This window comes from Streptomyces sp. MP131-18 (genome assembly GCF_001984575.1).
GTDB lineage: Bacteria > Actinomycetota > Actinomycetes > Streptomycetales > Streptomycetaceae > Streptomyces > Streptomyces johnsoniae.
This window is the reverse complement of the sequence record NZ_LZNS01000001.1, coordinates 7727882-7752659: the sequence shown is the minus strand read 5'-3', so window position 1 is coordinate 7752659 and position 24778 is coordinate 7727882. Positions and strand designations below refer to the sequence as shown.

Sequence of the window (24778 nt, the reverse complement as noted above, 5' to 3'; positions counted from 1 at the left end):
CGTCCCTCAGCACCGCCCCGGCCGGTGCGGCGGCACCGGCCGCGGCCGGTGCGCCGAGGTGCCCCTCGTGCCCCTCGTGTCCCTGGTGTCCCTGGTGTCCCTGGTGGGCCGCCGGCACCTCGTCGGCCGCCGGGGTGAACGCCTGGGCCGCCTCACCAGCTTCCGCGACGTCCTCCGCGTCCAGCGTCCGGCCGTCCCCGTAGGTGACCTGGCCGTTGCCGCCGTCGAAGACGATGTCCGAGCAGGAGTAGAAGTTCTCCTGGCTGTCGGAGCGGATCCAGTGCACGAAGAGGAGGTGCTGGCCGGACCGGCTCGGCAGCTGGACGTCCCAGTAGTAGTGGCCGCCCTCCGAGCCCACGCCGCCGCGCTGCGGCGGGTTGGTCACCGAGCTGATGCGCTCCAGGTTGCCCCAGCCGAGCGACTGGCTCGGCGACCATCCGCTCTTGGTGATGTAGACGTCGAACCTGCCGGGGTGATGCGCCCAGTTGCTGTGCCGCAGTTCGATGGTCGAGCCGGAGGTGAGGTGCGTCTTCGGCCAGTCGCTGCGCGCCGCGTTGTACGCGGAGAAGTTGAACGGGCCCCTGTTGCCGCCGCTGCACAGCGTGCCGTCCGGGATGTAACCGGTGGTGCGTCCGCCGCCGTTGGAGTCCAGTACGGCGAACCAGTTGTACAGCGGACCGGTGCCGCCCTGCTGGACCGCGGCGGCGCAGGCCGGGTTGGCGGGCATCTGGGTGCTGCTGTTCTCGCGCAGGTCCAGATAGCACAGGTAGGTGCGTGAGCCCGGCATCATGCTGGCCCCGTGGGCCGATGCCGGGGAGGGGATGGAGGCCATCAGGAGAGCGAGCAGGCCGGCTCCGACCACGCCTGCCAAACGGAGTTTTCCGGTCGGAGCCTGTCTCCGGCCGGTGGATTCATTGGACACGGGTTCTCCTCAGGAAGAGTCGTCTCCCGAAACGGGCACCCGGCGGCACCGGCCCTCGGACGTCTGATCGGTGCACCGACGGCCCGTCGTCGGTACCACAGCCGCGCATGGGAGCGCTCCCGTCGGGCACCGTAGCGCCCAATCGCCCACCCCGGAAGCACTTCTTCCGGCCTTAAGGCTTCCGGGGCCAACGCGGACGCGAGTGAATCCGGAGAAAGGTGAGGGGCGGTCAGGCCGGGGGCAGGCGCAGCCGTCCGCGCAGGAGCCACAGGGCGAGGGCTTCGAGTGCCGCCCATGCGGCGAGGGTGGCGCCCACGGGCCCGGCGCCGTCCCCGTTCCTCGCCAGGAGGGCGGGCAGCAGTGGCAGCAGCACGGTCACGGGTATCAGGAGCAGCAGCGGCGGAAGGGCCGCCCGCACCCCGCGGGCGGCCATCAGGCCGGCCCGGCGCACGGCGATCAGGCCGATGAACAGGAGCCACCCCCCGCACACCGTCGCCTCCATCACCACCACCGCGTAGACCTGGGGCCCGAAGTCCGGGGCGCCGGAGAGGCGCTGGGTGACGCCGTCTCGGTCGAGCGCGGCGATCTCACCCTCCCACAGGCTGATCGTCACCGGGTCGCCCGGCCGCAGCCGCTCCCCCAGGGGCTCGGCGCCGAGGCGCACGACGGCCGACCAGCCGGCCGCCCCCTCCAGCGAGACGCGGTAGGTAGCGCCGCTGCGCGAACTGCGCCTCTCGGTGGCGGAAACCGTCCCGGGGAGGGTGCGCAGGCACGCCTCGCGCCCGGCGGCGTGGTCGGGGCAGGGCTCCGCCGCGAGGAACGCCCGCTCCTGGCGCACCTGCTCGGGGATACCGGCCAGTCCGGCGACCGCGCCGAGCAGCAGCACCGACCCGAGCAGCACGCAGACCGTGCCCCACGCCCGGTGCCGCCCGCCGCCAGAACCTCGGCTCACCATGTGCGCCCCCCCGTCTCGTACCTTGCGCCCTTCCGCATCGTAACCAGGCGCGGTGACACCGCGGCCGACCGCCAAGGAGTTGGCAGGAGCCCTCGGCATCAACGCCAATACGGTGCTGCGCGCGATGCGCGAGCTGCGCAACGAAGGGGTGCTCGAGTTCCGGCGGGGCCGCGGTGTCCGGGTGAGCGCGCTTTCCCCCGGCGCGGCCGAGGTGACCGAGCTGGTCCGGCGGTTGGTGACGGCCGGTGACCGGCACGGCTACCGGCGGGCGGAGTTGGTTCACATGATCGAGAGGTTCGGCTGAAGGACGCGGAGGGCAGGGGACCGGAGCCGAGGCGCGGGACCGCTTGGGTGAGCGGCGTCCAGGAGCGTGGCGGTCCCGCTGCTCAGCCTGGTGATCGCGGGCGGGGTGGCCGCCGCGCTGTGGACGTCCGCCGGCACGGGCATCCTGGTCCTGCTGACGGCGCCGGTCATCGCCTGGCTGTTCGGCTCGCTGCGCGTCGTGGTGGGCGAGTCGGGGGTCCTGGTCAGGATGGGCCACCTGGGTTGGCCGAAACGGCGGGTGCCCTTCGCCGACATCGTCGGTGTGGAGGCCGGGCACATCTCCGCGCTGTCGATGGGCGGCTGGGGCTACCGGGTGCGGGGCAGGACCACGGCGTTCGTGGTGCGCAGCGGCAACGGGCTGGTGCTCGCCCTGCGCAGCGGGCGGCGGCCGGCCATCACCTGCCGGGACGCCTCGACCGGCCCTCGTTGATCGACGGCTATCTCGCCGTGGGCCGCTGACCCGGTCGGCCGTGCCCGCCGCGGGACGAAACTTTCAGAGAATCTCCTTGGCCGGCACCATCGCCTGTGTGTGAACCTTCACATAAGTTCGCGGACATGTCAGTTGGTTTCCTTGATCGCGGACGGACCGTGGCCCCGCCCGGCTGGAGCAGGTGGCTGGTGCCGCCTGCCGCCCTGTCGGTGCACCTGGCCATCGGGCAGGCCTACGCGTGGAGCGTCTTCAAACCGCCGCTGGAGGAGGCGCTGGGGCTCAGCGGCACCCAGAGCGCGCTGCCGTTCCAGCTCGGCATCGTGATGCTCGGCCTGTCGGCGGCCTTCGGCGGCACGCTGGTGGAGCGGAACGGGCCGCGGTGGGCGATGTTCGTGTCGGCCTGCTGCTTCTCCAGCGGCTTCCTGGTGTCGGCGCTCGGCGTGCTGAGCGAGCAGTTCTGGCTGGTGGTCCTCGGTTACGGATGCATCGGCGGGGTGGGGCTCGGCATCGGCTACATCTCGCCGGTGTCGACGCTGATCAAGTGGTTTCCCGACCGGCCGGGCATGGCGACCGGCATCGCGATCATGGGCTTCGGCGGCGGCGCGCTGATCGCCTCGCCGTGGTCGAGCGAGATGCTGGACGCGTTCGGCACGGACACCGGCGGCATCGCGACGGCCTTCGCGGTGCACGGGGCGGCCTACGCGGTGTTCATGTCGCTGGGCGTCTGGCTGATCCGGGTGCCGGCCGACGACTGGCGCCCGCCCGCCGCCCCCGGTGCGGCGGCGCGGGCGGCGCGATCGGGGCCGCCGGCCGTGCGTGTATCGGCGCGGAACGCGATCCGCACGCCGCAGTTCTGGTGCCTGTGGATCGTGCTGTGCTGCAACGTGACCGCGGGCATCGGCATTCTGGAGAAGGCCGCGCCGATGATCCAGGACTTCTTCGCCGGCACCGACGCACCGGTCACGGCGGGCGCCGCGGCCGGTTTCGTGGCGCTGCTTTCGCTGTGCAACATGGCCGGCCGCATCGTCTGGTCGTCCACCTCCGATCTGGTGGGCCGCAAGAACATCTACCGGCTCTACCTGGGCGCGGGCGCGCTGCTGTATCTGGCGCTCGCCCTGGCCGGGAACGCCGCCAAGCCGGTGTTCATCGTGGCGGCGCTGCTTCTGCTGTCGTTCTACGGCGGCGGCTTCGCGACGATCCCGGCGTACCTGCGGGACCTGTTCGGCACCTACCAGGTCGGTGCGATCCACGGCCGGCTGCTGACGGCCTGGTCGGTGGCGGGGGTGCTGGGCCCGCTGATCGTGAACGCCATCGCCGACAATCAGGAGGCGGCAGGGCGTACGGGGCCCGACCTGTACACCCTCTCGTTCACCATCATGATCGCGCTGCTGGTGACCGGCTTCATCGCCAACGAGATGGTCCGGCCGGTGCACGCCAAACATCACGAGCCCGAAGGAGCCCCGGTGTGAACGCCCATCGCCGTCTGCTCGTCCTCAGCTGGCTGTGGGTCGGCCTGCCACTGGCCTACGGCCTCGTCGAACTGGTCCGCAAGGCGGCCCAGTTGTTCACCGGCTGAACGCCGGCCCCTGCGGGCCCCGCCGGCCCCGCGGGTCAGCGGGCTCGGGGGCTCGGGGGGCTCGGGGGAGGAGGCACTACGCCGGGCTTCCCCCGAGTCGGTCAAGGCGCTTGCGCTGGTCGTCGCTCAGGCCGATCCGGGCGGCGGCGACGTTCTCCTCAAGGTGGTCGATCCGGGCGGTTCCCGGGATGGGGATGACGACCGGCGAGCGGTGCAGGAGCCAGGCGAGCGAGACCTGGGTGGGCGTGACGCCCAGCTCGGCCGCGACGGCGGCGATGTCCGCGCTGGCGCCGGACTCCCCCGCCGCGACCGGCCGCCACGGCAGGAACGCGATGCCCGCGGCCTCGCACGCCGCGAGCACGGGCTCGTGCTCGCGGTCGAGCACGTTGTAGCGGTTCTGCACGCTGGCGACGTCGATGGTCTCCCGCGCCCGTGCGAGCTCCTCGGCGGTGACCTCGGAGAGCCCGATCCGGCCGATCTTGCCCTCCGCCCGGAGCTCCCGCAGTGCGCCGAGCTGGTCGGTGAGGGGCGTATCCGGGTCGATGCGGTGCAGCTGGAGCAGCTCGATCCGCTCGACGCGGAGCCGCCGGAGGGCCTGGTCGACCTGGGCGCGCAGCACGGCGGGCCGCCCGTCCAGGCCCCATTCGCCCGTGTCGGCCGAGCGCGCGACGCCGACCTTGGTGGTGATGTGGAGCCCGTCCGGGTAGGGGTGCAGGGCCTCCGCGAGAAGCTCTTCGTTGGCGCCGCCGCCGTACAGGTGGGCCGTGTCGATCAGGGTGATGCCCAGTTCGACGGCCCGCCTGGCGACCGCGACGGAGTCGGCGCGGTCGGGGGCGGGCCCGGTGGGCAGCTGCATGGCGCCGTATCCGAGCCGTCCCACGGTCAGATCGCCGCCGATGGGGAACGTGGTCGATATCATCCGCTGTTGTCGCCTTTCGGTCGCGGCCACGCTAACAGCGCCGGGCAGCACGGGCGTTCGCAAGCCCGCGCCGGTCATGAGCCGCAGCCACCCGCCGCCGGGGGGCTCGCGGGCTCCGCGGTGGCCGGGCCGCCGGCGGAGATCCGCAGGAGCTGCGGCTCCGGGGCGCAGCAGCCGCCGACGGTCTCCCCCGCAGCGGGCGTCGCCGCGTCGAACACCCCGGTGCCGCCGCACACCCCGGTCTCCGGCAGGACCAGCTCGGTGCGTTCGGCGGCGTCCCGGTCGCCGGCGAGGGCGGCGGCGAGCGAACGGACCTGTTCGTAGCCGGTCATGGCCAGGAAGGTCGGGGCGCGGCCGTAGGACTTCATCCCGGCCAGGAACAGGCCCTGTTCCGGCTGGGCCAGCTCCTTGACGCCGTGGGGGCGGACGGTGCCGCAGGAGTGGACGTTCGGGTCGATCATCGGGGCGAGGGCCGCCGGTGCGGACAGCCGTTCGTCCAGGCGGAGGCGGACTTCGGAGAGGAACGACAGGTCGGGCCGGAAGCCGGTGAGCACGAGGATGTGATCGACGGGCTGGGAGCGCCGCCCGTCCTCGGCGACCAGGACGAGCCGCCCGCCCGCGCGTTCGACGGCGGCGGTCCGGAAGCCGGCCAGCGCGGTGGCGTGGCCGGCCTCCACGGCGGCCTTCGCGCGCAGGCCGAGCGCGCCGCGGGCGGGCAGCTGGTCGGCGGAGCCGCCGCCGAATGTGGCGCCGGAGACTCCCCGGCGCAGCACCCACACGGCGTGCGTTGCCGGGTCCTGCCGCGCCAGCTCCGACAGCAGCGCGAGGGCGGTGAAGGCGGAGGCGCCGGTGCCGACCACGGCAATGCGCTTCCCCGCGAAGCGCTCACGGACGGCCGGGTCGGCCAGGTCCGGCACGCGGTGGCCGAGGCGGCCCTCGGCGGCGAGGGCCCGGTCGCCCGCGGCGGGCAGGCCGTCCGCGCCGAGCGGCCCGGGGCGGGACCAGGTGCCGGAGGCGTCGATGACGGCCCGCACGGCGTGCCGCTCCTCTGCGCGGTCGGCGCGGGTGACGTGCACGGTGAACGGCTGCTCGGCGCGGCCGGAGTCCACCACCCGGTCGCGGCCGGAACGGGCGACGCCGGTCACGGTCGTCCCGTAGTGGACTCGGCCGCCGAGGGCGTCGGCCAGGGGCTGGAGGTACTGCTCGGCCCACGCGCGGCCGGTGGGGTGTGCGCCGGGGTCGGGCGGGGCCCAGCCGGTGGGCGCCAGCAGCCGCTCCGCGGCCGGGTCGATCAGCTCGCTCCAGGTCGAGAACAGCTGCACGTGTCCCCAGTCCCGCACGGCGGTCCCGGCCCGCGGGCCGGCTTCCAGGACCAGGGGGGTGATCCCGCGGCGGATCAGCTGGGCCGCGGCGGCCAGACCGACGGGGCCCGCGCCGATGACGGCGACGGGCAGGGCGGTGATGTCCGGCATGAGCTGCGCTCCGTTCTCACTGCTTCGATGAATATCAATGACTGCGCGGCCAGCATCCCATCTGCTTAGACCGCCGTCAACATAGACAGTTATCGAACCAAGGGGCGCGCCCAGGAAGCCTGTGGGCGCTGCTTCGACGTGTGTCAACATAGGCGTATGCCGAACAGCAGAGTTCCGCAGGTGCGGGAGCCGGACGCCGAGCCGTGCTGCCCGCCCCTGACCGAACGGCCTTTCACCGCCGAGGAGGCCGAGCGCTCCGCGCGGATGTTCAAGGCGCTCGGCGACCCGGTCCGCCTGCGGCTGTTCACCGCGGTGGCCTCGCACGAGGGCGGGGAAGCCTGCGTGTGCGACATCTCCGACGTCGGCGTTTCGCAGCCGACCGTGTCGCATCACCTGAAGAAGCTCAGAGAGGCCGGCCTCCTCACGTCCGAGCGGCGCGGCACCTGGGTCTTCTACCGCGTCGAGCCGTCCGTCCTGGCCGCGATGGGCCGGCTCCTGCGGGCTCCAGCCCCCGCCTGACCCGCGTCGGTCGCGTCAGCCCTCCTTGGCTCCGGCGGGGGCGCGGCGCCGGAGCGCCAGGGAGACGTAGACCAGTGCCACGAGCACCGGCACCTCGATGAGCGGGCCGACGACCCCGGCGAGGGCCTGGCCCGAGGTGACACCGAAGGTGCCGATCGCCACGGCGATGGCCAACTCGAAATTGTTCCCCGCCGCAGTGAAGGCGAGCGTCGCGGTGCGGTCGTAGGGCAGGCCGATCGCGCGCCCCAGGGCGTAGGAGCCGAACCACACGACGGTGAAGTAGACCAGCAGCGGCAGCGCGATCCGCGCGACGTCCCAGGGCCGGGAGGTGATGGTGTCGCCCTGGAGCGCGAACAGCAGCACGATGGTGAACAGCAGCCCGTACAGCGCCCACGGGCCGATCCGGGGCAGCAGCCGCGCCTCGTAACGCTCCCGGCCCATGCGCCGCTCGCCGATCCGGCGCGTGGCGAAGCCCGCGAGCAGCGGAACACCGAGGAACACCGCGACGTTCAGCGCGATCTCCCACCCCGAGACGTCCAGGCGCTCGCCCGCCCCGAGGCCGAGCCAACCGGGCAGGAGGTCGAGGTAGAACCAGCCGAGCACGCCGAAGAGCAGGACCTGGAAGATGGAGTTGAGCGCCACCAGGACGGCGGCGGCCTCGCGGTCGCCGCAGGCCAGGTCGTTCCAGATGACGACCATGGCGATGCAGCGTGCCAGGCCGACGACGATCAGCCCGGTGCGGTACTCGGGCAGGTCGGGCAGGAAGGTCCAGGCGAGGGCGAACATCACGGCCGGCCCGAGCAGCCAGTTGAGCACGAGACTCGACGCCATCAGACGGCGGTCGCCGGTGACGGTACGCAGGCTGGTGGCGTCGTAGCGGACCTTGGCCAGCACCGGGTACATCATCACCAGCAGGCCGAGTGCGATGGGCAGGGAGATCCCGCCGACCTCCAGATCGGCGAGGGCTTCGTCCAGCCCGTCCACAGCCCGGCCCAGCAGCAGGCCGACCGCCATGGCCGCGAGAATCCACACCGGCAGGAAGCGGTCCGGCGCGGAGAGCTTCGCCGTGATCGCGGCGGCGTCCGCGGGCGTGCCGGGCGGGCCGGGCGGCGCCGGCTTCCTCGCGGTGGTCACGGGCAGGCCCGCTTCCGGCCCGCCTCGGCGGTGGCCCGCGCCTCGGCGGCCAGCTCCGTGAACTGTCCGGCCAGCGCCGCGACGACCTCGGGCCTGAGGCGGTAGTACGTGAACCGCCCGCACGGCTCGGTGTCCACGATGCCGGCCTCGCGCAGCACCCGCAGGTGATTGGAGAGGTTGGTCTGCTTCGCTCCGGTCTCCGCCACCAGATGCGTGGTGCACAGGGTTTCGTGCGCGAGCAGGGTCACGATCCGCATGCGGAGCGGGTCGGCCAGCACCCGGATCACATCAGTATCGACTGAAGTCAGCATGAGCTGATACTTTCACACCACCCGATACCGACACCAGCCCGGACTGATGTCACCGTCAGCCCCGCGAAGGGATCACCGCCATGCCCCCCGCTCCGACCGGCCCCATCGCCTCGGTCCTGTTCGTCTGCGTGCACAACGCCGGCCGCTCCCAGATGGCCGCCGGCTTCCTCACCCACCTCGCCGGCGACCGCGTCGAGGTACGCTCCGCCGGCTCCCTCCCGGCCGGGCAGGTCAACCCGGCGGCCGTGGAGGCGATGCGGGAGGCCGGCGTCGACATCTCCGCCGAGCAGCCCAAGGCCCTTGACCCCGAGGCCGTCAGGGCGTCCGACTACGTCATCACCATGGGCTGCGGCGACGCCTGCCCCTTCTTCCCCGGCAAGAAGTACCTCGACTGGCAACTGGCGGACCCCGCCGGCCGGGACGTGGCGGCCGTCCGGCCGATCCGGGACGAGATCAGGGCCCGCATCGAGGAGTTGATCGCCGAGATCGACGCCGCGGCCGCACGGTAACCCCCGGCCGCGCCGCGCTTTCGCGCCGTTCCGTCCTGATTGGCGGCATGCGGACCACATCGAGGTAACGCGAACGTTACCGGTCCCTTATGTGGCCGAGATCCTGTGACAGTGCAATGTCACCCGCCACATTTCAGTCAGCGAGAGGCGGCGAGGCCGGCATGGGCCATTCCGATCAGTCCCGCGATTCCCGGCCCACCGGCGCTCCCGCGGTCCATGCGGCCACCGGCGTCGGGCGTCCGCTGGGTGCGCGGGATGTCGAACTGCGCGACGGGCTCCTGGCGCGGTGGCAGGAACGCAACCAGGCCGCGACGCTCCCCCACGCGGTGCGGGAGATGGAACGGGCCGGCAACCTGGACAACTTCCGGCGGGTGGCCGACGGCGCGACGACGCCCTACCGGGGGCGCTACCCGTTCCTCGACACCGACGTCTACAAGACCCTGGAGGGCCTGGTCTACGAACTCGCCCGCGGCCGGGCCGACGCCGCGACGGAGGGGTTCTGGACGCGGAGCGTCGAGCTGATCGAGCGCGCCCAGGCCCCCGACGGCTACCTGTCGACCCGTTTCCAGGGCGCGGATGCCGTCAAGTCCCCCTGGGAGGACCTGGAGTGGGGGCACGAGCTGTACAACCTCGGCCATCTCGTCCAGGCCGCGGTGGCCGCCGCGCGCCAGCTCGGGGACGACCGGCTGCTGGCTGTGGCGCGGCGGTTCGCGGACCTCGTCGTGAAGCGGTTCGGGGACGGCGGCGAGCAACGGTACTGCGGGCACCCCGAGGTGGAGATGGCGCTCGTGGAGCTGTACCGCGAGACCGGGGACCGCACCTACCTGCGGCAGGCCGAGCTGTTCGTCGAACGCCGCGGCTCTGGCGCGCTGCAACCCACGCTCCTTCCGCCCTCGTACTTCCAGGACGACGTGCCGCTGCGCGCGCTCGACTCGGTCACCGGGCACGCGGTGCGGATGGTGTACCTGGCGGCCGGCGCCACCGACGTGGCCGTCGAGACCGGGGACGCCGAACTGCTCGCGCACGTCGAGGCCCTGTGGGACGACATGGTCGCCACGAAGCTGTACCTCACCGGCGGCCTCGGCAGCCGCCACTCCGACGAGGCCATCGGCGACCGGTACGAGCTGCCCGCGGAACGCGCCTACGCGGAGACCTGCGCGGCGATCGGCACGATGCAGTGGGGCTGGCGGCTGTTCCTCGCGACCGGGCGGGCGGACGTGCTCGACGTCGTCGAGCAGGTGCAGTTCAACGCCTTCGCGGTCGGCACCTCCCTCGACGGACGGGCCTTCTTCTACGACAACCCCTTGCAGCGCCGGCCCGACCACGACCAGCGCAGCGGCGCGGAGACGGGCGGCGAGCTGCTGCGGCGCGGCTGGTTCGGCTGCCCCTGCTGCCCGCCCAACATCGTGCGCTGGGTCTCCCAGTTGCAGGACCACGTCGCCGTCGCCGCCGAGGACACGCTCACCCTCGCGCTGTACGCGGACGCCCGCGTGCGCTCCGGGACGCTCGGCGTCACCGTGCGCACCGAATACCCGTGGGACGGGCGGGTGACCGTCGAGGTCGACGCCGCTCCCGGCCGGCCGGTGACGCTGGCGCTGCGCGTGCCCCGCTGGGCCGACGGCGCGCAGGCGCAGGTGGACGGCCGGACCGTGCCCGCGGAGCCCGGGTGGCTGCGGCTGACACGCGTCTGGTCACCGGGGGACCGCGTGGTGCTCGACCTGCCGCTGCGGGTCCGCGCGGTGCGTTCCCACCCCCGTCTCGACGCGGCGCGCGGCGCTCTCGCGCTGCTGCGCGGACCGCTCGTGTACTGCGTGGAGCAGCAGGACACGGCGGCCGAGGTCGACGACCTCGTGCTCGACGCCGCCGGGCTGGAGGCGGTGCGCGTGACCGCCGACCGGGAGACGTGGGGCATGCCGGTCCGCGCCCTCGACACGGAGCTGGCGGTGGCCCCGCCCGCCGGGGACGAGCTGTACCCCGAGTTCACCGGCGCCGAGGCCGAAGCTGCCGCCGGGGCGGCGCCCGGCCGCGCCGGCGTGCGCCTGATCCCGTACTTCCTGTGGGGCAACAGGCGGGCCGGAGCCATGCGTGTGTGGCTCCGCCGCTTCTGAAGTTCCCCTCCCCGCCCACCCACCTTTCGAGGAGTCCCGTGAAATCACCTGTCCTCATACGCGCCGCGGTGGCCGCCGCCACGGCCGCGCTCGCGCTGAGCGCGTGTTCCGGCGGCGGAGCCGCGGGCAACGGCGGAAACGACGCCGGCGGCGGGGCGTTCACCGACACGCCCGAGCGCGGCGGCACCGTCACCATGCTCCAGAACGCCGACTTCTCCTATCTGGACCCGGCACGCGGATTCGACGGTGGCGTCAACAACTTCTACCGGCTGGTCTACCGGACGCTGACGACCCCGGCCCCCGGCAACTCCGACGACCCGTCCGAGATCGTGCCCGACCTGGCGACCGACCTCGGCACCCCCTCCGAGGACGGTCTGAGCTGGACGTTCACCCTGAAGGAAGGGGTGCGCTTCGAGGACGGGACGCCGATCACGTCCGCGGACGTCAAGTTCGGCGTGTCCAGGTCCTGGGACCCCGAGATCGGCATCGGGTCGCCCTACGCCCGCCAGGTCATCGACGCCCCCGAGGGCTACGAGGGCCCCTACCGGTCCGGCCCGCTGGACACCATCGAGACGCCGGACGCGCGGACCATCGTCTTTCATCTCAAGGAACCGTTCCCCGAGTTCGGTTCCGTGGTCTCGCAGAACTCCTTCGTCCCGTTCCCCGAGGGTTCGGGCGCCGGTGACGCGTTCATCAACGACATCATCGCCTCCGGGCCTTACACGCTGGACTCCTACTCGCCCGGCAGCTCCATCAAGCTGGTCCGCAACGACGAGTGGGACCCGGAGACGGACGACGTGCGCGAGGCGTACCCGGATGCCTGGGAGTTCGTCATCGGCCTGGACGTCGCCACCATCGACGAGCGGATGCTCGCCGGTCAGGGGGCGGACGCGAATGCCATCGCCCTCACGATCCAGCCCGCGACCCTGGCCCGCATCCAGACCCCGCAGTTGCAGGAACGCAAACTCGAACTGCCCGGGGTCTGCACCACGTACATGGGACTGAACACCACCAAGGAGCCCTTCGACGACGTCCGGGTCCGCCAAGCCGTCAACCTGGCCGTCGACCGCGCCGCGGTGCAGAACGCGAGCGGCGGCACGCAGCTCGCCGATATCGCCACCACGATCCTGCCCCCGGCGGTCGGCGGGTACCGCGAGTACGACCTCTACCCCAGCGAGGAGCACCAAGGCGACGTGGAGGCCGCGCGTGCGCTGCTGGAAGAGGCCGGGCTGCCCGACGGCTTCGACATGACCCTGGACATCAGGTCGCAGCCGAAGATGCAGGCACAGGCGGAGGCCGTTCAGCAGGCGCTGGACCGCGTCGGCATCGACGTCGAACTGAACGTCATCGACACCTCGACGTACTACGAGACCATCGGCACCCCGGCGCTTCAGCACGACGCGGCGATCACCGGCTGGTGCCCGGACTGGGCCTCGTCGGCCTCCACATTCCTGCCGCCGCTGTTCGACGGCCGCAACATCACGGACCAGGGCAACTCCAACCTGGCGCAGATCAACGACGAGGGCATCAACGCGAGGATCGACGAGATCCGCGCGATGACGGACCTGGAGGCGGCCAATGAGCAGTGGGGCCTGCTGGACGAGGAGATCATGGAACTGGCCCCCGTCGTTCCGCTGGCGTTCGAATCGACCATCACGCTGCCGGGCGAAAACGTGACGGGCCTGTACTCATCCCCCGGCGCCGCCTCCGGCGGCATCGATCTGGTGCTCGTCGGTCTGCGGGACCCCGAGCGGGGCTGACCGATGGCCGCCCTTCCGACTCAGCCCGCGGCAGCGCAGGAGAGCGCGCCGCCTTCCGGGGCCGGCGGCGCGCCGCCGCCGCCCCGGCGGGGCGTCCTGCGCGCGCTCGGCCGCGACCCCGGTGCCGTGCTCAGCGCGGCCTACATCCTGCTCGTCGTCGCCATGGCCGTCTTCGCCCCGCTCATCGTCCGGATGAGCGGGTGGGGCCCCTACGAGTTCGACCAGACGGCGGTGAACCCCGACCTCGGGGGCGTGCCGTTCGGCGGCTGGGGCGGCGCGGGCGGGGAGCACTGGTTCGGCGTCGAGCCCGGCAGCGGCCGGGACATCTTCGCGCGCATCGTGTACGGCGCGCGGGTGTCCATGCTCATCGCCCTGGCCGCCACGGCCCTGACCACGCTGCTCGGCGTCGTGTTCGGCCTGCTGGCCGGCTTCTTCGGCGGCAAGGTGGACTGGGTGATCTCGCGGGTCATGGATTTCCTCATGGCCTTCCCGGCGCTCATCTTCATGATCGCGATTCTGTCGGCGCTGCCCGCGGGCAACCGCGCGGTGCTGCTCGTCGTCGTCATCTCCCTCTTCGGCTGGCCCTATCTGGCCCGCATCGTGCGCGGCCAGACGATGTCGCTGGCGCGGCGCGAGTTCGTGGAGGCGGCGCGCGCCTCGGGAGCGGGACGCGCGACGATCGTCTTCCGGGAAATCCTGCCGAACCTGCGCTCGACGATCATCGTCATGACCACCCTGGCCGTCCCCGGCTACATCGGGACGGAGGCCGGTCTTTCGTTCCTCGGCGTCGGGGTGGTGCCGCCGACGCCGTCCTGGGGGCAGATGATCGCCTCCTCGGTCAGCTGGTATTCGGTGGTGCCGACGTACTTCGCGATCCCGGGCGCGTTCCTGTTCCTGCTCGTGCTCTCGTTCACCGTGCTCGGTGACCGTCTGCGTGCCGTCCTCGATCCGCAGGGGGTGCGCTGATGGCCCGGTTTCTCATCGCGCGGCTGTCCGGGGTCGTGCTGATCCTGCTGCTGGTGTGCCTGTTCACCTTCGGCGTGTTCTTCGTACTGTCCCCCGATCCCGCGGTGCAGATCTGCGGGAAGAACTGCACGCCGGAGCTGATCGAGCGCATCCGCACCAATCTCGGCCTCGACGAGCCGCTGCTCGCCCAGTTCTTCAGTTTCCTGGGCGGTCTCTTCGCCGGGCGGACGTACGGCGTCGGCGAGAGCGCGACGCACTGCGCGGCGCCGTGCCTCGGCTACTCGTTCCAGTCCAGCCAGCCGGTGTGGGACATGATCATGGACCGGCTGCCCGTCACGGCGACGCTCGCCGTCGGCGCGGCCGTGCTGTGGCTGCTCGCCGGTGTCGCGGGCGGGCTGCTCGGCGCGCTCAGGGAGGGCACCTGGTGGGACAGGGGCGCCATGGTCGTGGCGCTTTCCGGGATCTCCGTGCCCAACTACGTGTTCGCGCTGGTGCTCCAGTACGTCCTGGTCGTGGAGCTGGAGTGGCTGCCGTTCCCGGGAACGGTGACCTTCGCTGAGGACCCGGGCGGCTGGTTCCAGAACTACCTGATGCCGTGGATCGTGCTCGCCTTCGCCTACGCGTCCGTCTACGCGCGGCTCACCCGCGCCAACGTGATCGACACGCTGTCGGAGAACTATGTGCGGACCGCGCGTGCCAAGGGGCTGCCACGTCACCAGGTGATCCGCCGTCACGCGCTGCGGCCCGCGCTGACCCCGATCGCGACGGTCTTCGGCATGGATTTCGCGGGACTGCTGGGCGGCGCACTGATCACCGAAACGGTCTTCGGCCTGAACGGAGTCGGCAAGATGACGGCGGACTCGATCAGCCGCAACGACCAGCCGGTCATCATGGGCGTCACTCTGCTCGCGGCGTTCTTCGTCGTGGTCGGCAACGTCGTCATCGACCTGCTGTACACGGCGCTCGATCCGAGGGTGAGGGTGAACTCCGCATGACCGCAATCGGAAAGACCCCCCCGCTCCTTGAAGTCGAAGAGCTGAACGTCACCTTCCCGACCCCGCAGGGCGCGGTGGACGTGGTGCGGGATCTCGGCTTCACGCTGGAGCCCGGCGGCTCGCTCGGCATCGTCGGCGAGTCGGGATCGGGCAAGTCGATGACCAGCCTGGCCATCATGGGCCTGCTGCCGCCGCGCGCCACGATGTCCGGCCGGGTGCGGCTGGCCGGCCGCGAGCTGTCCGGGCTGACCGACCGGCAGCTGCGGCGCGTGCGCGGCGACCGGATCGCCATGGTGTTCCAGGACCCGTTGTCCTCGCTGAACCCGTACTACACCGTCGGAACGCAGATCGAGGAGGCGTACCGGGCCCACCGGCAGCGCGTCACCCGGCGCCAGGCCCGCCGGGTCGCCGTGGAGGCCATGGAACGGGTCCACATCGCGGACGCCGCACGGCGCGTGGACCACTACCCGCACCAGTTCTCCGGCGGCATGCGGCAGCGGGTCATGATCGCCATGGCGCTGTGCACGGAGCCCGACCTCCTCATCGCCGACGAGCCGACCACCGCGCTCGACGTGACCGTGCAGGCGCAGATTCTGCGGCTGCTCACCGAGGTGCGGCAGGAGACCGGCGCTGGGCTCCTCCTCATCACGCACGATCTGGCGGTCGTCAGCGAGATGACGGAGGAGGTCCTCGTGATGCGCGCCGGGGCGTGCGTGGAACGGGCAAGCGCCGAACGGCTGTTCTCCGACCCGCGGCACCCGTACACCCGCGCCCTGCTCGACGCGGTCCCCCGTCTCGACGACGAGGTCGGCGAGCTGCGGACGGTGCACGGCCGAGGCCCGTCCCCGGCGGCGGGCGCAACCGAGGGAGACGAACGATGACCCCCGCCGTTCCTGGACCGCAGGTGCTGCTCACCGCCCGCGGGCTCGTCAAGGAATTCTCGGTGCGCGGGCAGGGCGGGGCGTTCGCCCGCAAACGCGTCCTGCGGGCGGTCGACGGCGTCGACGTGGAGCTGCGGGCGGGGCAGACGCTGGCGCTCGTGGGCGAGTCCGGGTCGGGGAAGTCGACCACGGCCCGCCTGGTGGCCCGGCTGCTGGAGGTGACGTCGGGCACGGTGGAGTTCCAGGGCGACGACGTCACCCGGTTGTCGGGTGCGGCGCTGCACCGGTTCCGTTCCGAGGTGCAGGTGGTCTTCCAGGACCCCTACTCCTCGCTGAACCCGCGGCACACCGTCGAACGCATCGTCACCGCGCCCCTGGTCTACCAGGGCCGCTCCGTCCCGGGCGGCGCCCGGGCCTTCACCCGCTCGCTGATGGAGCGGGTCGGCCTCAACCCGGACCACAGCGAACGCCACCCCGCGCAGTTCTCCGGCGGACAGGCGCAGCGCATCGGCATCGCGCGGGCGCTGGCCGTGGGCCCGAAGGTCGTGGTGTGCGACGAGGCGGTCTCGGCCCTCGACGTCTCGGTCCAGGCCCAGGTGATCAATCTGCTGCGCCGCCTCCAGCGCGAGGAGGGGTACAGCTACCTGTTCATCGCCCACGACCTGGCGGTGGTCCGGCAGATCGCGCACCGGGTGGCCGTGATGCACCAGGGCCGCGTGGTGGAGACGGGGGATCGCGACGCGCTGTTCGCCTCGCCCGCACACGACTACACGCGGGCACTGCTCGCCGCGGTGCCCCGCATCAGGCCCGAGTGGGAGGCGGCCCGCAGGGCGCGCGCCCGGACACGGGAAACCGCCGACGGAAAACGGGAGACGACGTGACGGTCACCGAGTACGCGCTGCCCGGCGCGTGGATACGCGAGCACCGGGTGACGGTGCCGCTGGTGTGGGAGGCGCCGGACGAACGCCGCGTCGAGGTGTTCGTCCGCGAGGTGGGCGACCCCGCCCGCCGGAGCGAGGACCTGCCGCTGCTGCTGTTCCTCCAGGGCGGTCCTGGCGGGCACGGGCCCCGACCGCTGGACACCTCCGGCTGGCTGGGGGAAGCACTCGCCCACTATCGCGTAATGCTGCTCGACCAGCGCGGCACCGGCCGCAGCAGCCCGGTGGACGGCGCCGTGATGACCGAGCTCGGCTCGGCGGAGCGCGGCGCCGACCACCTGAGCCACTTCCGGGCCGACGCGATCGTGGCCGATGCCGAGCATGTGCGCAAAACGGTGTACGGCGGGCGGCGTTGGGCGACGCTGGGGCAGAGCTACGGCGGCTTCCTCACCCTCACCTACCTGTCCAGGGCGCCGGAGGCGCTGACCGCCTGCTACGTCACCGGCGGGCTGCCCGGCCTGCCGCCGGACGCGGGCGAGGTGTACCGGCGCACGTATCCGCGGGTGGCGCGCAAGAACCGCGCCTTCCAGCGGCGTTACCCCCAGGACGTGGCGCGGACCGCGGCGGTGGCCGACCTGCTCGCCGAGCGGGACGTGCGGCTCCCGGACGGCGACCGGCTGACGGTGCGCCGTTTCCAGATGCTCGGTGTCGACCTGGGAATGAAGCCAGGCGCGCAGCGCCTGCACTGGCTGCTCGACGAGGCGTTCGCCGCGCCGGGGAGGCTGTCGGACGCCTTCCTTGCGCGCGTGTGGACCCGCACCTGTGCGGCGGAGAACCCGCTGTTCTGGATGATGCAGGAGTCGATCTACGGCCACGTCGACAATGGGCCGACCGGCTGGGCGGCCCAGCGGGAGCGGGCCCGGCATCCGGAGTTCGCCGAGGACGCCAGGCCGCTGTTCTTCACCGGCGAGATGGCCTACCCGTGGATGACCGAGGAGATCCGCGCACTGCGCCCGTTCCGCCCGGCCGTCGAGCTGCTCGCGGCCAGGGAGCGGTGGAGCCCCCTGTACGACCTCGACCGGCTGGCGGCGAACGAGGTGCCGCTCGCCGCCGCCGTCTACCACGACGACATGTACGTGGACGCGGGCCTGCAACTGGCGACCGCCGACCTGCTGGGCAACGCGCAGGTCTGGGTCACCAACGAGTACGAACACGACGGCATCGCCGGCGGCCGGGTGCTCTCCCGGCTCCTGGACATGGTGCGCGACGAGGGAGGGGAACGACGATGAGCCAGTCCGTTCCGCAGCCGCCGTACGCCGGCACCCGGCCGCCGCGCCCGGCCGATGTCCCCGCGTTCACGGACGGCATCGCCCGGGGGTGGGCGCCGGTGGAGGTACCCGTTCCGCTGCCCGCGGGGGCCGCCGCGGCCGCGGCCGCCCACCGCAGGCGCCTGGCGGCACGCACGGGGGCGCGCACCGTGGTCGCCGGCGCGGGCCGGGCGCCGGTGCGCAGCAACGACACCGCCTACGACTTCCGCGCGGACAGCGACTTCGTCTGGCTCACCGGTTGCGCCGTCGAGGACGCCGTCCTGGTGCTCAGGGCCGGGGGCGGGCCGGACGGGGACCACGAGGCGACGCTGTTCGTGCCGCCCCCCGCCCGGCCGGGCGACCCCGGCTTTTTCTCCGACGCCGCCCACGGTGAGCTGTGGGTGGGCGCCTCCCCTGACCCGGCCGCGTGGTCGCGCGCGCTGGGCATCGCGGTCAGGCCGCTGTCCGCGCTCGACGAGGCGCTGTCCGGGGCGGCCGGTGCCTGGGCGACGCCGGGCACGGACCCAGGACTGGTCCGGCGGCACGGCCTGCACGGCGAACCGCGGCTCGCCGCGGAGCTGTCCGGGCTGCGGATGGTGAAGGACGACTGGGAGATCGAACAGTTGCGGCACGCGGTCGATCACACGGTGGACGGCTTCGCCGCCGTGGTCGCGGAGATCCCGGCCGCGGTCGCGCGCGGCGGCGAGCGCTGGCTCCAGGGCACCTTCGACCGGCACGCCCGCACCGTGGGCAACGGCCCCGGGTACGCGACGATCGTCGGCTCCGGCCCGCATGCCCCGACCCTGCACTGGGTGCGGTGCGACGGGCCCGTGCTGCCCGACGAGCCGCTGCTGCTCGACATGGGCGTGGAGACACGTTCGCTCTACACGGCGGACATCACGCGCACCGTTCCGCCCGGCGGCCGGTTCACCGAGACCCAGCGGCAGGTCCACGACCTGGTGGAGGCGGCGCACCGGGCCGGGATGGCCCGGGTGGGCCCCGGCCGCCGGTACTCCGACTTCCACTTCGCCGCGATGGAGGTGATCGCCCGCGGCCTGCACGACTGGGGCCTGCTGCCCGTGTCCGTGGACGAGGCGCTGTCCCCCGCGGGCCAGCAGCACCGGCGTTATCTCGTGTGCGGTATCGGGCACCACCTGGGACTCGACGTCCACGACTGCGCCTCCGCCGACTACGAGGCGTACCAGGGGGCCACGCTGGAGACCGGCATGGTCCTCACGGTCGAGCCCGGTCTCTACTTCCACGCCCACGACCTGACCGTGCCGCCGGAACTGCGCGGTATCGGCATCCGTCTCGAGGATGACCTGCTCGTCACCGGGGAGGGCTCGGACGTGCTGTCCTCGGCGCTGCCGATCGCCGCCCGCGAGCTGGAGACCTGGGTGGCAGGGCTGACCGGGCGTCCGCACAGTATCATGTGATATTGCACCGCCCAACGGCCCAGTCCCCCACGAGCGTTGCTCCACGACCCGACAGGAGTCCCATGCCCACCACCGCCCCGCCGACGGTCTGGCGCGGTGTCTACGTCGCCGCCGCCCTGCCGTTCACCGCGGACCGGGCCGTCGACCACGACGCGTACGCCGCACACGTCCGCTTCCTCGCCGAGAACGGCTGCGACGGCGTGTGCCCCAACGGCTCCCTCGGCGAGTACCAGACGCTCACCGACGCCGAGCGCGCCGCCGTCGTGGAGACGGCGGTCGCCGCCGCACCCGAGGGATTCGGCGTCATGCCGGGCGTCGCCGCCTACGGCGCCCTGGAGGCCGCCCGCTGGGCGGAGCAGGCCATGCGGGCGGGCGCCACCTCCGTGCTGCTCCTGCCGCCCAACACCTACCGCGCCGACACCGAGTCGGTCGTGCAGCACTACCGCGAGGTCGCGGCGGTCGGCCTGCCCGTCGTCGCCTACAACAACCCCATCGACACCAAGGTCGACCTCACGCCCGCGCTGCTGGCCCGCCTCCACGAGGAGGAACTGATCGTCGGAGTGAAGGAGTTCTCCGGCGATGTGCGCCGGGCCTACGAGCTGCGCGAGCTGGCCCCCGGCCTCGACCTGATCGTCGGCGCCGACGACGTGCTGCTGGAACTGGGCCTCGCCGGCGCGGTCGGCTGGATCGCCGGCTACCCCAACGTCGTTCCGGCCACCACCGTCGAGCTGTACCGGCTGGCGACCTCGGGCGACCCCGCGGACGTCGCCCGCGCCCTGCCGCTCTACCGCGACCTGCACCCGTTGCTGCGGTGGGACTCCAAAACCGAATTCGTGCAGGCCATCAAGCTGTCGATGGACGTCGCCGGACGGCGCGGCGGCGCCTGCCGGCCCCCGCGCGGCCCGCTGCCGCCCGGGACCGCGGAACGCATCGTGCGCGACACCGAGGCGGTACTCGCCCGGGGGTACCGGTGAAAAGCAGCCGCGTCCTGCACGTGGTCGACTCGCATACGGAGGGCATGCCGACGCGCGTCGTGACCGGCGGCGTCGGCGTGCTGCCGGGCGACACCATGGCCATCCACCACCCCGGCTGGTTCGACCGCTCGCCGTGCGGCACCGGAACCAGTGCCAGAATGGCGCAGTTGCACGCCCGCGGGGAGCTTCCGCTGCGCAGCGACTTCGTCAACGAGTCGTTCATCGGCACGCGGTTCACCGGCCGGCTCATCGCGGAGACCACCGTCGCCGGTGCCCGGGCCGTGGTGCCCGCCATCACCGGCCGGGCGTGGATCACCGCGACGGGTCAGCACCTCCTCGACCCGACCGACCCGTTCCCCACGGGCTTCCTGCTGTAGGAACGGCTGCGGCACGACGTCGGGAAGCACCACCACGTACTTGCGGAGGGCAAGATGGAAACAGCGCCGATCGCTGGACTACAGCCGCTGACGAAGCGCGAGCGGCTGCGGGAGATAGTCGCGGACGCGCTGCGGGCGGCGGTCATCTCGGGCGAGATGAGGCCGGGCGCCGTGTACTCGGCGCCCACGCTCGGCACGATGTTCGGCGTCTCGGCCACCCCGGTGCGCGAGGCGATGCTCGACCTCGTACGCGAGGGCATGGTCGAGCCCCTGCCCAACAAGGGGTACCAGGTCAGGACCGTGCCGGAGGAGGAGCTGGACCAGACCACCCACATCCGGCTGCTGCTCGAACCACCCACGGTGCGCGACATCGTTCCCCTCGTCCCGCCCGAGGACTTCCCCCGGCTGCGCGAGCTGGCGGAGGCCATCGTCACGGCCGTACGTGGCAACGACCTGGTCGCCTACATCCACGCGGACCGGGAATTCCACCTGGCGCTGATCGCCTACGCCGGCAACCGCCAGCTCTCCCTCATCGTGTCCGACCTGCGCGCCCGCACCCGCCTCCTCGGGCTCACCCCGCTGCTGGAATCCGGCCGCCTGGAGGAGTCGGCCCGCGAACACCACGAGCTGCTCGACCTCGTCGAAGCGGGCGACGCGGTCGGCGCGCAGGCGCTGATGGAACGTCACATCGGGCACGTGCGGGGCAAATGGGCGGGCAAGGGGACCTCGCCGAAGCCATGACCACGCCCCCGGCCGGCCGCGCGCACGGCCGAGCGCGTGCCGTGGTCAGCGGGCGTGGCGGGCGAGCCGGATGAGCAGGGTGCCCGCCGCCGCGGCGAGGAGCGCGGCGGTCGCGAGGGCGGGAACGGCGGCGGCGCCGGTGGCGGCGAGCGCGTCGTGGGCGGCCTGGCCGCCGGCGGGGTTCGGTGTCCCGGGCCCCCGGCCCGCCGCGGTGGAGCCGTCGGCCCCGGCGGGAGCCTCCGGACTCCCCGCCCCACCGGTCTGCCCGGGGCCGCCGGTGCCGTCCGGCTCCCGCGGGACTCCGGGCTCCTCCGGCTCCTCGGACTCCCCGGGCTCCTCCGCTTCTTCCGGCTTCTCGGGTTCCTCCGGCTCCTCGGGTTCCTCCGGCTCCTCGGGCGGTTCGGGAAGCTCTGGTGGTGCGGGCTCGTCCGGCGTTTCCGGTCCGGGCAGTTCGACGTCGGCGGGATCGATGTCGCCCACCACGGCGGTGAACGTGGCGGCGTCGTCCACGCGTTCGCCCGAGGCCAGCACGGCGCTCATCTCCAGACGAATCCGGTACACCCCCTCCTCGGTGAAGAACCACAGGGGATGCGCGTGCACCCCCGGCCGCAACTCGACGCTTCCGGGCTCCGGCCGGGTGGAGTCGATGTCGATGCCGACGACCGTCCCGCGTTCCGGGTCGTCCCGCCACTGGCCGAGGAAGAAGCCCTCGGGACCGTCGATGCCGGTGAACGTGGCGGTGACCGGGGAACGGACCGCCTCGGCGGCCACCTCCTCCGTGTTCCAGCCGGGCCACAGCAGCCCGTCACCGTAGGTCACGCTGTGGTCGACCCATACCGTGTCACCGGCGCGCCCGAGTTGCTCCGGCACCACTCCGGGCGCGGTTTCCGGTATCTCCCACTCGTGCCGGGCGTCGAAGTGCAGGATGACATCGTTCGGCTCCCGCCATACCGTCCGGCCCGGCACGGTGCCGTCCTTGAGGTGGAACTCCAGCGCACCGCCGTCCAGCCGCGCCGCCAGATCCAGGTGGCCACCGGTGAGCACGGCCCGCTCCCGCACCGGCTCCTCACCGGCCCGCGCCGGGGTGACGAGGACCGGCACGGCCAGGCAGGCGGCCACCGCACCGACCAGAGCACGTCCGGCACGTCCAGTACGTCCGGCACGCCTCGCGTGCTCTCGCATGAATCGACTCCTCGACACGAGGACCGTGCCGGGGGCGGCCGCTGCCTCGTGGACCCCGCCCCGGCACGGCCGTCCTGGGTATGAACCGCCGATGTGACGACAGGACCGTATATGAAAATGATTTCCATGTCTATGGCGCATGCCGTGCTGGAGCCGCACCTCCCGCGGAGCACGTAAGATCCGGCGACGACGCCCCGCAGCCACCCGAAGGAGCCCACCCGCATGGCAGCCCAGCGGATGACGCGCGAGGAGCGACGCCGCCAACTCCTGGACACGGCCCATGACATCGTTCGCACCGAGGGCACCGACGCACTGACCCTGGTCAGCCTGGCCGAGCGGGCCGGGGTCTCGCGCCCGGTCACCTACGAGCACTTCACGACGCGCGGCGGGCTGCTCCTCGCTCTCTACCGGGCCTACGACGAACAACTCGGGCAGGCCATCCGCGACGCCGTGCGCGAGCGCGCCGAGACACTGGAGGATGTGGCGGCGATCCTCGCCGCGGCGTACGTGGACGGCGTACTGGCCGCCGGGCCCGAGTGCGAACGGATCAGCGCCGCGCTGTCGGGGAGCCGGGAGACGAGCGACTTCCGGCGCGCCTCGCGGGAGTTCTACGTCGACACGTTCGGCAGGGCGCTCGCCCCCTTCACCCCCACGGGCCAGGCGCCCGGCCCGGCACCGCTGATCGGCGCGCTCGGCGCCACCGAGGCGCTCGCGCAGGCCGCGGCGGAGGAACGCCTTTCGCGGACGGCGGCCGTGTCGGCGGCGGCGGCAGCGCTGGGACGGGCGGCGCGACCGTAACCTACAAAACGTAAGTTACATCATGTAGGGTCCTCTCCGTGCCTACCCCCTGAGGACGGAGACGCCTTGAACTCGCCTGACCACTCCCCCGGTTCGACCATCGCCATCACCGGATCAAGCCCGCGGGGCGCCGCCCTGGCCGGTGCCCTCGCGGAGCCGCGCCGCCCCGTGACCGCGTGGCACCCCGACCGCGATGACGACGCGGTGCTGGCCTCGGCCTCGTTCGTCCTGCTGTGCGCCGAGGACCCCGCGGAAGCCGCCCGGGCCCTGCGACACCTGGCCGCGTCGCCGCTCGCGGCATCCTGCCCCCTCGTCAACTTCACCTCCGGCACGGGCGAGCAGGCCCGCGAGGCGTCCGCCGTGGCGGCCGAGCGCGGCAACCCGTACCTCCACGGCGCCCTGATGGCCCACCCGGAGCACGTCGGACACCCGGATACGGTGCTCGTCTACAGCGGCTCGGGCGAGGCGTTCCGGCAGCACGAGGAGCGGCTGCGACGCCTCGGAGGCGCGACCTATCTGGGCCCCGACGCCGCCACCGCCTCCCTGTACGACGTCGCGCTGCTCAATCTGGCCTGGGCGACCCTGCTCGGTTTCCTCCAGACGGCCGCCCTGCTCGGCACCGCCGGAGTGCGAGCCAGGACCGTGTCCCCGCTGCTCACCCACTGGCTCGCCACCACCGTCAGCGAGGTCATCGCCGACTACGCCGGTCAGGTCGACGACGGCGTCTACCCGGGGGACGAGGAGTGGCTCGACCTCGACGCGCCGCTGATGGACCACCTCGTCACGGCCACCGAGGCCGGCGGCCTTGACCCCGCCCTCCCCCTGCTGATCCGGACCCTGACCCGGCGAGGCACCGACGCCGGCCACGGCCGCGACAGCTTCGCCAGCCTGATCGAGGTCATCAAGGACTGACGAGCCGCCCGGGCCACGGCCACAGCCGCCGCGGAACCGGGCAGCGGCCTTCGGCGGCGGGGTCGCGACGCCGCCGGAGGCCGCGGAGCGGGGATCGTGACACTTGCTGGTCACGGCTTTGTACCGACCCGCCTGCGGTCTGTAGTTCGGCCGCTAGGATCGCTGGCGTCCGGGCCCATGGCGGGTCCCCGTGACGGTCGACGACGACGGCTACGGTGTTGAGGAGGCGGCTGTGCAGGAGCTGCGGCCTGGCGGCCCGGGCGGCGCCGCGCGGGAGGACACCGGCCGCCGAGCGGCCCGGGGCCCGGCGCACGACGGCAGGGACGGCGAGCTGCTGGCCGCGTGGCACATCGGCCAGGCGGCCCTTGACGAGGCGGCCGCTGACGCGGCCG

At 72.7% G+C, this 24778-nt stretch carries 23 protein-coding genes and 2 pseudogenes; 18 read left to right on the top strand and 7 right to left on the bottom strand.

Annotated features, from left to right (window positions below):
* Window positions 1-202 precede the first annotated feature (202 nt).
* Window positions 203-832: pseudogene (locus STBA_RS34425) on the bottom strand (lytic polysaccharide monooxygenase); the annotation flags it as partial.
* Window positions 833-1151: 319 nt separating this feature from the next.
* Window positions 1152-1877, bottom strand: coding sequence for a hypothetical protein (locus STBA_RS34420; RefSeq protein WP_077062907.1), 726 nt, complete (start codon window positions 1875-1877; stop codon window positions 1152-1154).
* A gap of 52 nt (window positions 1878-1929) precedes the next feature.
* Here STBA_RS34420 and STBA_RS34415 point away from each other — a divergent pair, with 52 nt between their 5' ends.
* The 3 genes from STBA_RS34415 to STBA_RS34405 all read left to right on the top strand — a co-directional run bounded on the left by STBA_RS34415 (window position 1930) and on the right by STBA_RS34405 (window position 4100).
* Window positions 1930-2181 carry a GntR family transcriptional regulator gene (locus STBA_RS34415; protein WP_077062906.1) on the top strand — a complete coding sequence of 84 codons (252 nt, stop codon included), beginning with the start codon at window positions 1930-1932 and terminating at the stop codon, window positions 2179-2181.
* A 66-nt stretch (window positions 2182-2247) separates the two neighbouring features.
* On the top strand, window positions 2248-2631 hold the full coding sequence (locus tag STBA_RS34410; RefSeq protein ID WP_077062905.1) for a hypothetical protein: 384 nt from the start codon (window positions 2248-2250) through the stop codon (window positions 2629-2631).
* A gap of 125 nt (window positions 2632-2756) precedes the next feature.
* Entirely contained in the window at window positions 2757-4100 is a 1344-nt protein-coding gene (locus tag STBA_RS34405) for an OFA family MFS transporter (RefSeq protein ID WP_077062904.1), read from the top strand.
* 183 nt (window positions 4101-4283) lie between these two features.
* Here STBA_RS34405 and STBA_RS34400 read toward each other — a convergent pair whose 3' ends face one another.
* Both STBA_RS34400 and STBA_RS34395 read right to left on the bottom strand, forming a co-directional pair.
* Window positions 4284-5126, bottom strand: a complete 843-nt coding sequence (locus tag STBA_RS34400) for an aldo/keto reductase (RefSeq protein WP_077062903.1) — start codon at window positions 5124-5126, stop codon at window positions 4284-4286.
* A 74-nt stretch (window positions 5127-5200) separates the two neighbouring features.
* Window positions 5201-6598 (bottom strand): NAD(P)-binding domain-containing protein, encoded by a 1398-nt coding sequence (locus STBA_RS34395; protein ID WP_077062902.1) that lies wholly within the window; start codon window positions 6596-6598, stop codon window positions 5201-5203.
* A 156-nt stretch (window positions 6599-6754) separates the two neighbouring features.
* Between STBA_RS34395 and STBA_RS34390 the strand changes: the two genes are divergently transcribed.
* Window positions 6755-7117 carry a metalloregulator ArsR/SmtB family transcription factor gene (locus tag STBA_RS34390; RefSeq protein WP_077062901.1) on the top strand — a complete coding sequence of 121 codons (363 nt, stop codon included), beginning with the start codon at window positions 6755-6757 and terminating at the stop codon, window positions 7115-7117.
* Window positions 7118-7132: 15 nt separating this feature from the next.
* Here the strand turns inward: STBA_RS34390 and arsB are convergent, their stop codons facing one another.
* Window positions 7133-8251: an ACR3 family arsenite efflux transporter gene (arsB, locus tag STBA_RS34385; protein WP_077062900.1), complete on the bottom strand. Its 1119-nt coding sequence runs from the start codon at window positions 8249-8251 to the stop codon at window positions 7133-7135.
* A complete protein-coding gene (locus STBA_RS34380; RefSeq protein ID WP_077062899.1) occupies window positions 8248-8562 on the bottom strand; it encodes a metalloregulator ArsR/SmtB family transcription factor in 315 nt (104 codons plus the stop codon). Before STBA_RS34380 ends, arsB begins: the two co-directional genes overlap by 4 nt.
* 80 nt (window positions 8563-8642) lie before the next feature.
* On the opposite strand from STBA_RS34380, the gene STBA_RS34375 reads away from it, so the two are divergent.
* The 12 genes and pseudogenes from STBA_RS34375 (at window position 8643) to STBA_RS34320 (ending at window position 21494) form a co-directional block, all read left to right on the top strand.
* Window positions 8643-9071, top strand: a complete 429-nt coding sequence (locus STBA_RS34375; RefSeq protein ID WP_077062898.1) for an arsenate reductase ArsC — start codon at window positions 8643-8645, stop codon at window positions 9069-9071.
* A gap of 161 nt (window positions 9072-9232) precedes the next feature.
* Window positions 9233-11179, top strand: a complete 1947-nt coding sequence (locus STBA_RS34370; protein ID WP_077062897.1) for a beta-L-arabinofuranosidase domain-containing protein — start codon at window positions 9233-9235, stop codon at window positions 11177-11179.
* A 38-nt stretch (window positions 11180-11217) separates the two neighbouring features.
* The gene (locus STBA_RS34365) at window positions 11218-12939 is read left to right on the top strand and encodes an ABC transporter substrate-binding protein (RefSeq protein ID WP_077062896.1); all 1722 of its coding nucleotides are present in this window, start codon (window positions 11218-11220) and stop codon (window positions 12937-12939) included.
* Between the two features lie 3 nt (window positions 12940-12942).
* Window positions 12943-13905 (top strand): ABC transporter permease, encoded by a 963-nt coding sequence (locus STBA_RS34360; protein WP_077062895.1) that lies wholly within the window; start codon window positions 12943-12945, stop codon window positions 13903-13905.
* A complete protein-coding gene (locus tag STBA_RS34355) occupies window positions 13905-14900 on the top strand; it encodes an ABC transporter permease (RefSeq protein ID WP_077062894.1) in 996 nt (331 codons plus the stop codon). Before STBA_RS34360 ends, STBA_RS34355 begins: the two co-directional genes overlap by 1 nt.
* Window positions 14897-15781, top strand: coding sequence for an ABC transporter ATP-binding protein (locus STBA_RS34350; RefSeq protein WP_077062893.1), 885 nt, complete (start codon window positions 14897-14899; stop codon window positions 15779-15781). The genes STBA_RS34355 and STBA_RS34350 overlap by 4 nt, the downstream gene beginning before the upstream one ends.
* The gene (locus tag STBA_RS34345; RefSeq protein ID WP_077062892.1) at window positions 15778-16662 is read left to right on the top strand and encodes an ATP-binding cassette domain-containing protein; all 885 of its coding nucleotides are present in this window, start codon (window positions 15778-15780) and stop codon (window positions 16660-16662) included. Before STBA_RS34350 ends, STBA_RS34345 begins: the two co-directional genes overlap by 4 nt.
* On the top strand, window positions 16659-17948 hold the full coding sequence (locus STBA_RS34340) for an alpha/beta fold hydrolase (RefSeq protein ID WP_077062891.1): 1290 nt from the start codon (window positions 16659-16661) through the stop codon (window positions 17946-17948). Before STBA_RS34345 ends, STBA_RS34340 begins: the two co-directional genes overlap by 4 nt.
* Window positions 17945-19402, top strand: a complete 1458-nt coding sequence (locus STBA_RS34335) for an aminopeptidase P family protein (protein WP_077062890.1) — start codon at window positions 17945-17947, stop codon at window positions 19400-19402. Before STBA_RS34340 ends, STBA_RS34335 begins: the two co-directional genes overlap by 4 nt.
* Window positions 19403-19464: 62 nt before the next feature.
* The gene (locus tag STBA_RS34330) at window positions 19465-20376 is read left to right on the top strand and encodes a dihydrodipicolinate synthase family protein (protein WP_077062889.1); all 912 of its coding nucleotides are present in this window, start codon (window positions 19465-19467) and stop codon (window positions 20374-20376) included.
* 95 nt (window positions 20377-20471) lie between these two features.
* Window positions 20472-20753: pseudogene (locus STBA_RS34325) on the top strand (proline racemase family protein); the annotation flags it as partial.
* A 54-nt stretch (window positions 20754-20807) separates the two neighbouring features.
* Window positions 20808-21494, top strand: coding sequence for a GntR family transcriptional regulator (locus tag STBA_RS34320; protein ID WP_077062888.1), 687 nt, complete (start codon window positions 20808-20810; stop codon window positions 21492-21494).
* A gap of 45 nt (window positions 21495-21539) precedes the next feature.
* Here STBA_RS34320 and STBA_RS34315 read toward each other — a convergent pair whose 3' ends face one another.
* Window positions 21540-22676 (bottom strand): choice-of-anchor M domain-containing protein, encoded by a 1137-nt coding sequence (locus STBA_RS34315; RefSeq protein WP_143659608.1) that lies wholly within the window; start codon window positions 22674-22676, stop codon window positions 21540-21542.
* A 222-nt stretch (window positions 22677-22898) separates the two neighbouring features.
* Between STBA_RS34315 and STBA_RS34310 the strand changes: the two genes are divergently transcribed.
* Window positions 22899-23474, top strand: coding sequence for a TetR/AcrR family transcriptional regulator (locus tag STBA_RS34310; protein WP_216356006.1), 576 nt, complete (start codon window positions 22899-22901; stop codon window positions 23472-23474).
* A gap of 66 nt (window positions 23475-23540) precedes the next feature.
* Window positions 23541-24386, top strand: coding sequence for a hypothetical protein (locus STBA_RS34305; RefSeq protein ID WP_077062885.1), 846 nt, complete (start codon window positions 23541-23543; stop codon window positions 24384-24386).
* Window positions 24387-24778 lie beyond the last annotated feature (392 nt).

Coding starts and splice junctions, on each gene's coding strand:
- STBA_RS34420 (WP_077062907.1), bottom strand. CDS start 1,877: ATGGTGAGCCGAGGTTCTGGCGGCGGGCGGCACCGGGCGTGGGGCACG.
- STBA_RS34405 (WP_077062904.1), top strand. CDS start 2,757: ATGTCAGTTGGTTTCCTTGATCGCGGACGGACCGTGGCCCCGCCCGGC.
- STBA_RS34400 (WP_077062903.1), bottom strand. CDS start 5,126: ATGATATCGACCACGTTCCCCATCGGCGGCGATCTGACCGTGGGACGG.
- STBA_RS34395 (WP_077062902.1), bottom strand. CDS start 6,598: ATGCCGGACATCACCGCCCTGCCCGTCGCCGTCATCGGCGCGGGCCCC.
- STBA_RS34390 (WP_077062901.1), top strand. CDS start 6,755: ATGCCGAACAGCAGAGTTCCGCAGGTGCGGGAGCCGGACGCCGAGCCG.
- STBA_RS34380 (WP_077062899.1), bottom strand. CDS start 8,562: ATGCTGACTTCAGTCGATACTGATGTGATCCGGGTGCTGGCCGACCCG.
- STBA_RS34375 (WP_077062898.1), top strand. CDS start 8,643: ATGCCCCCCGCTCCGACCGGCCCCATCGCCTCGGTCCTGTTCGTCTGC.
- STBA_RS34370 (WP_077062897.1), top strand. CDS start 9,233: ATGGGCCATTCCGATCAGTCCCGCGATTCCCGGCCCACCGGCGCTCCC.
- STBA_RS34360 (WP_077062895.1), top strand. CDS start 12,943: ATGGCCGCCCTTCCGACTCAGCCCGCGGCAGCGCAGGAGAGCGCGCCG.
- STBA_RS34355 (WP_077062894.1), top strand. CDS start 13,905: ATGGCCCGGTTTCTCATCGCGCGGCTGTCCGGGGTCGTGCTGATCCTG.
- STBA_RS34350 (WP_077062893.1), top strand. CDS start 14,897: ATGACCGCAATCGGAAAGACCCCCCCGCTCCTTGAAGTCGAAGAGCTG.
- STBA_RS34345 (WP_077062892.1), top strand. CDS start 15,778: ATGACCCCCGCCGTTCCTGGACCGCAGGTGCTGCTCACCGCCCGCGGG.
- STBA_RS34335 (WP_077062890.1), top strand. CDS start 17,945: ATGAGCCAGTCCGTTCCGCAGCCGCCGTACGCCGGCACCCGGCCGCCG.
- STBA_RS34330 (WP_077062889.1), top strand. CDS start 19,465: ATGCCCACCACCGCCCCGCCGACGGTCTGGCGCGGTGTCTACGTCGCC.
- STBA_RS34320 (WP_077062888.1), top strand. CDS start 20,808: ATGGAAACAGCGCCGATCGCTGGACTACAGCCGCTGACGAAGCGCGAG.
- STBA_RS34315 (WP_143659608.1), bottom strand. CDS start 22,676: ATGCGAGAGCACGCGAGGCGTGCCGGACGTACTGGACGTGCCGGACGT.
- STBA_RS34310 (WP_216356006.1), top strand. CDS start 22,899: ATGGCAGCCCAGCGGATGACGCGCGAGGAGCGACGCCGCCAACTCCTG.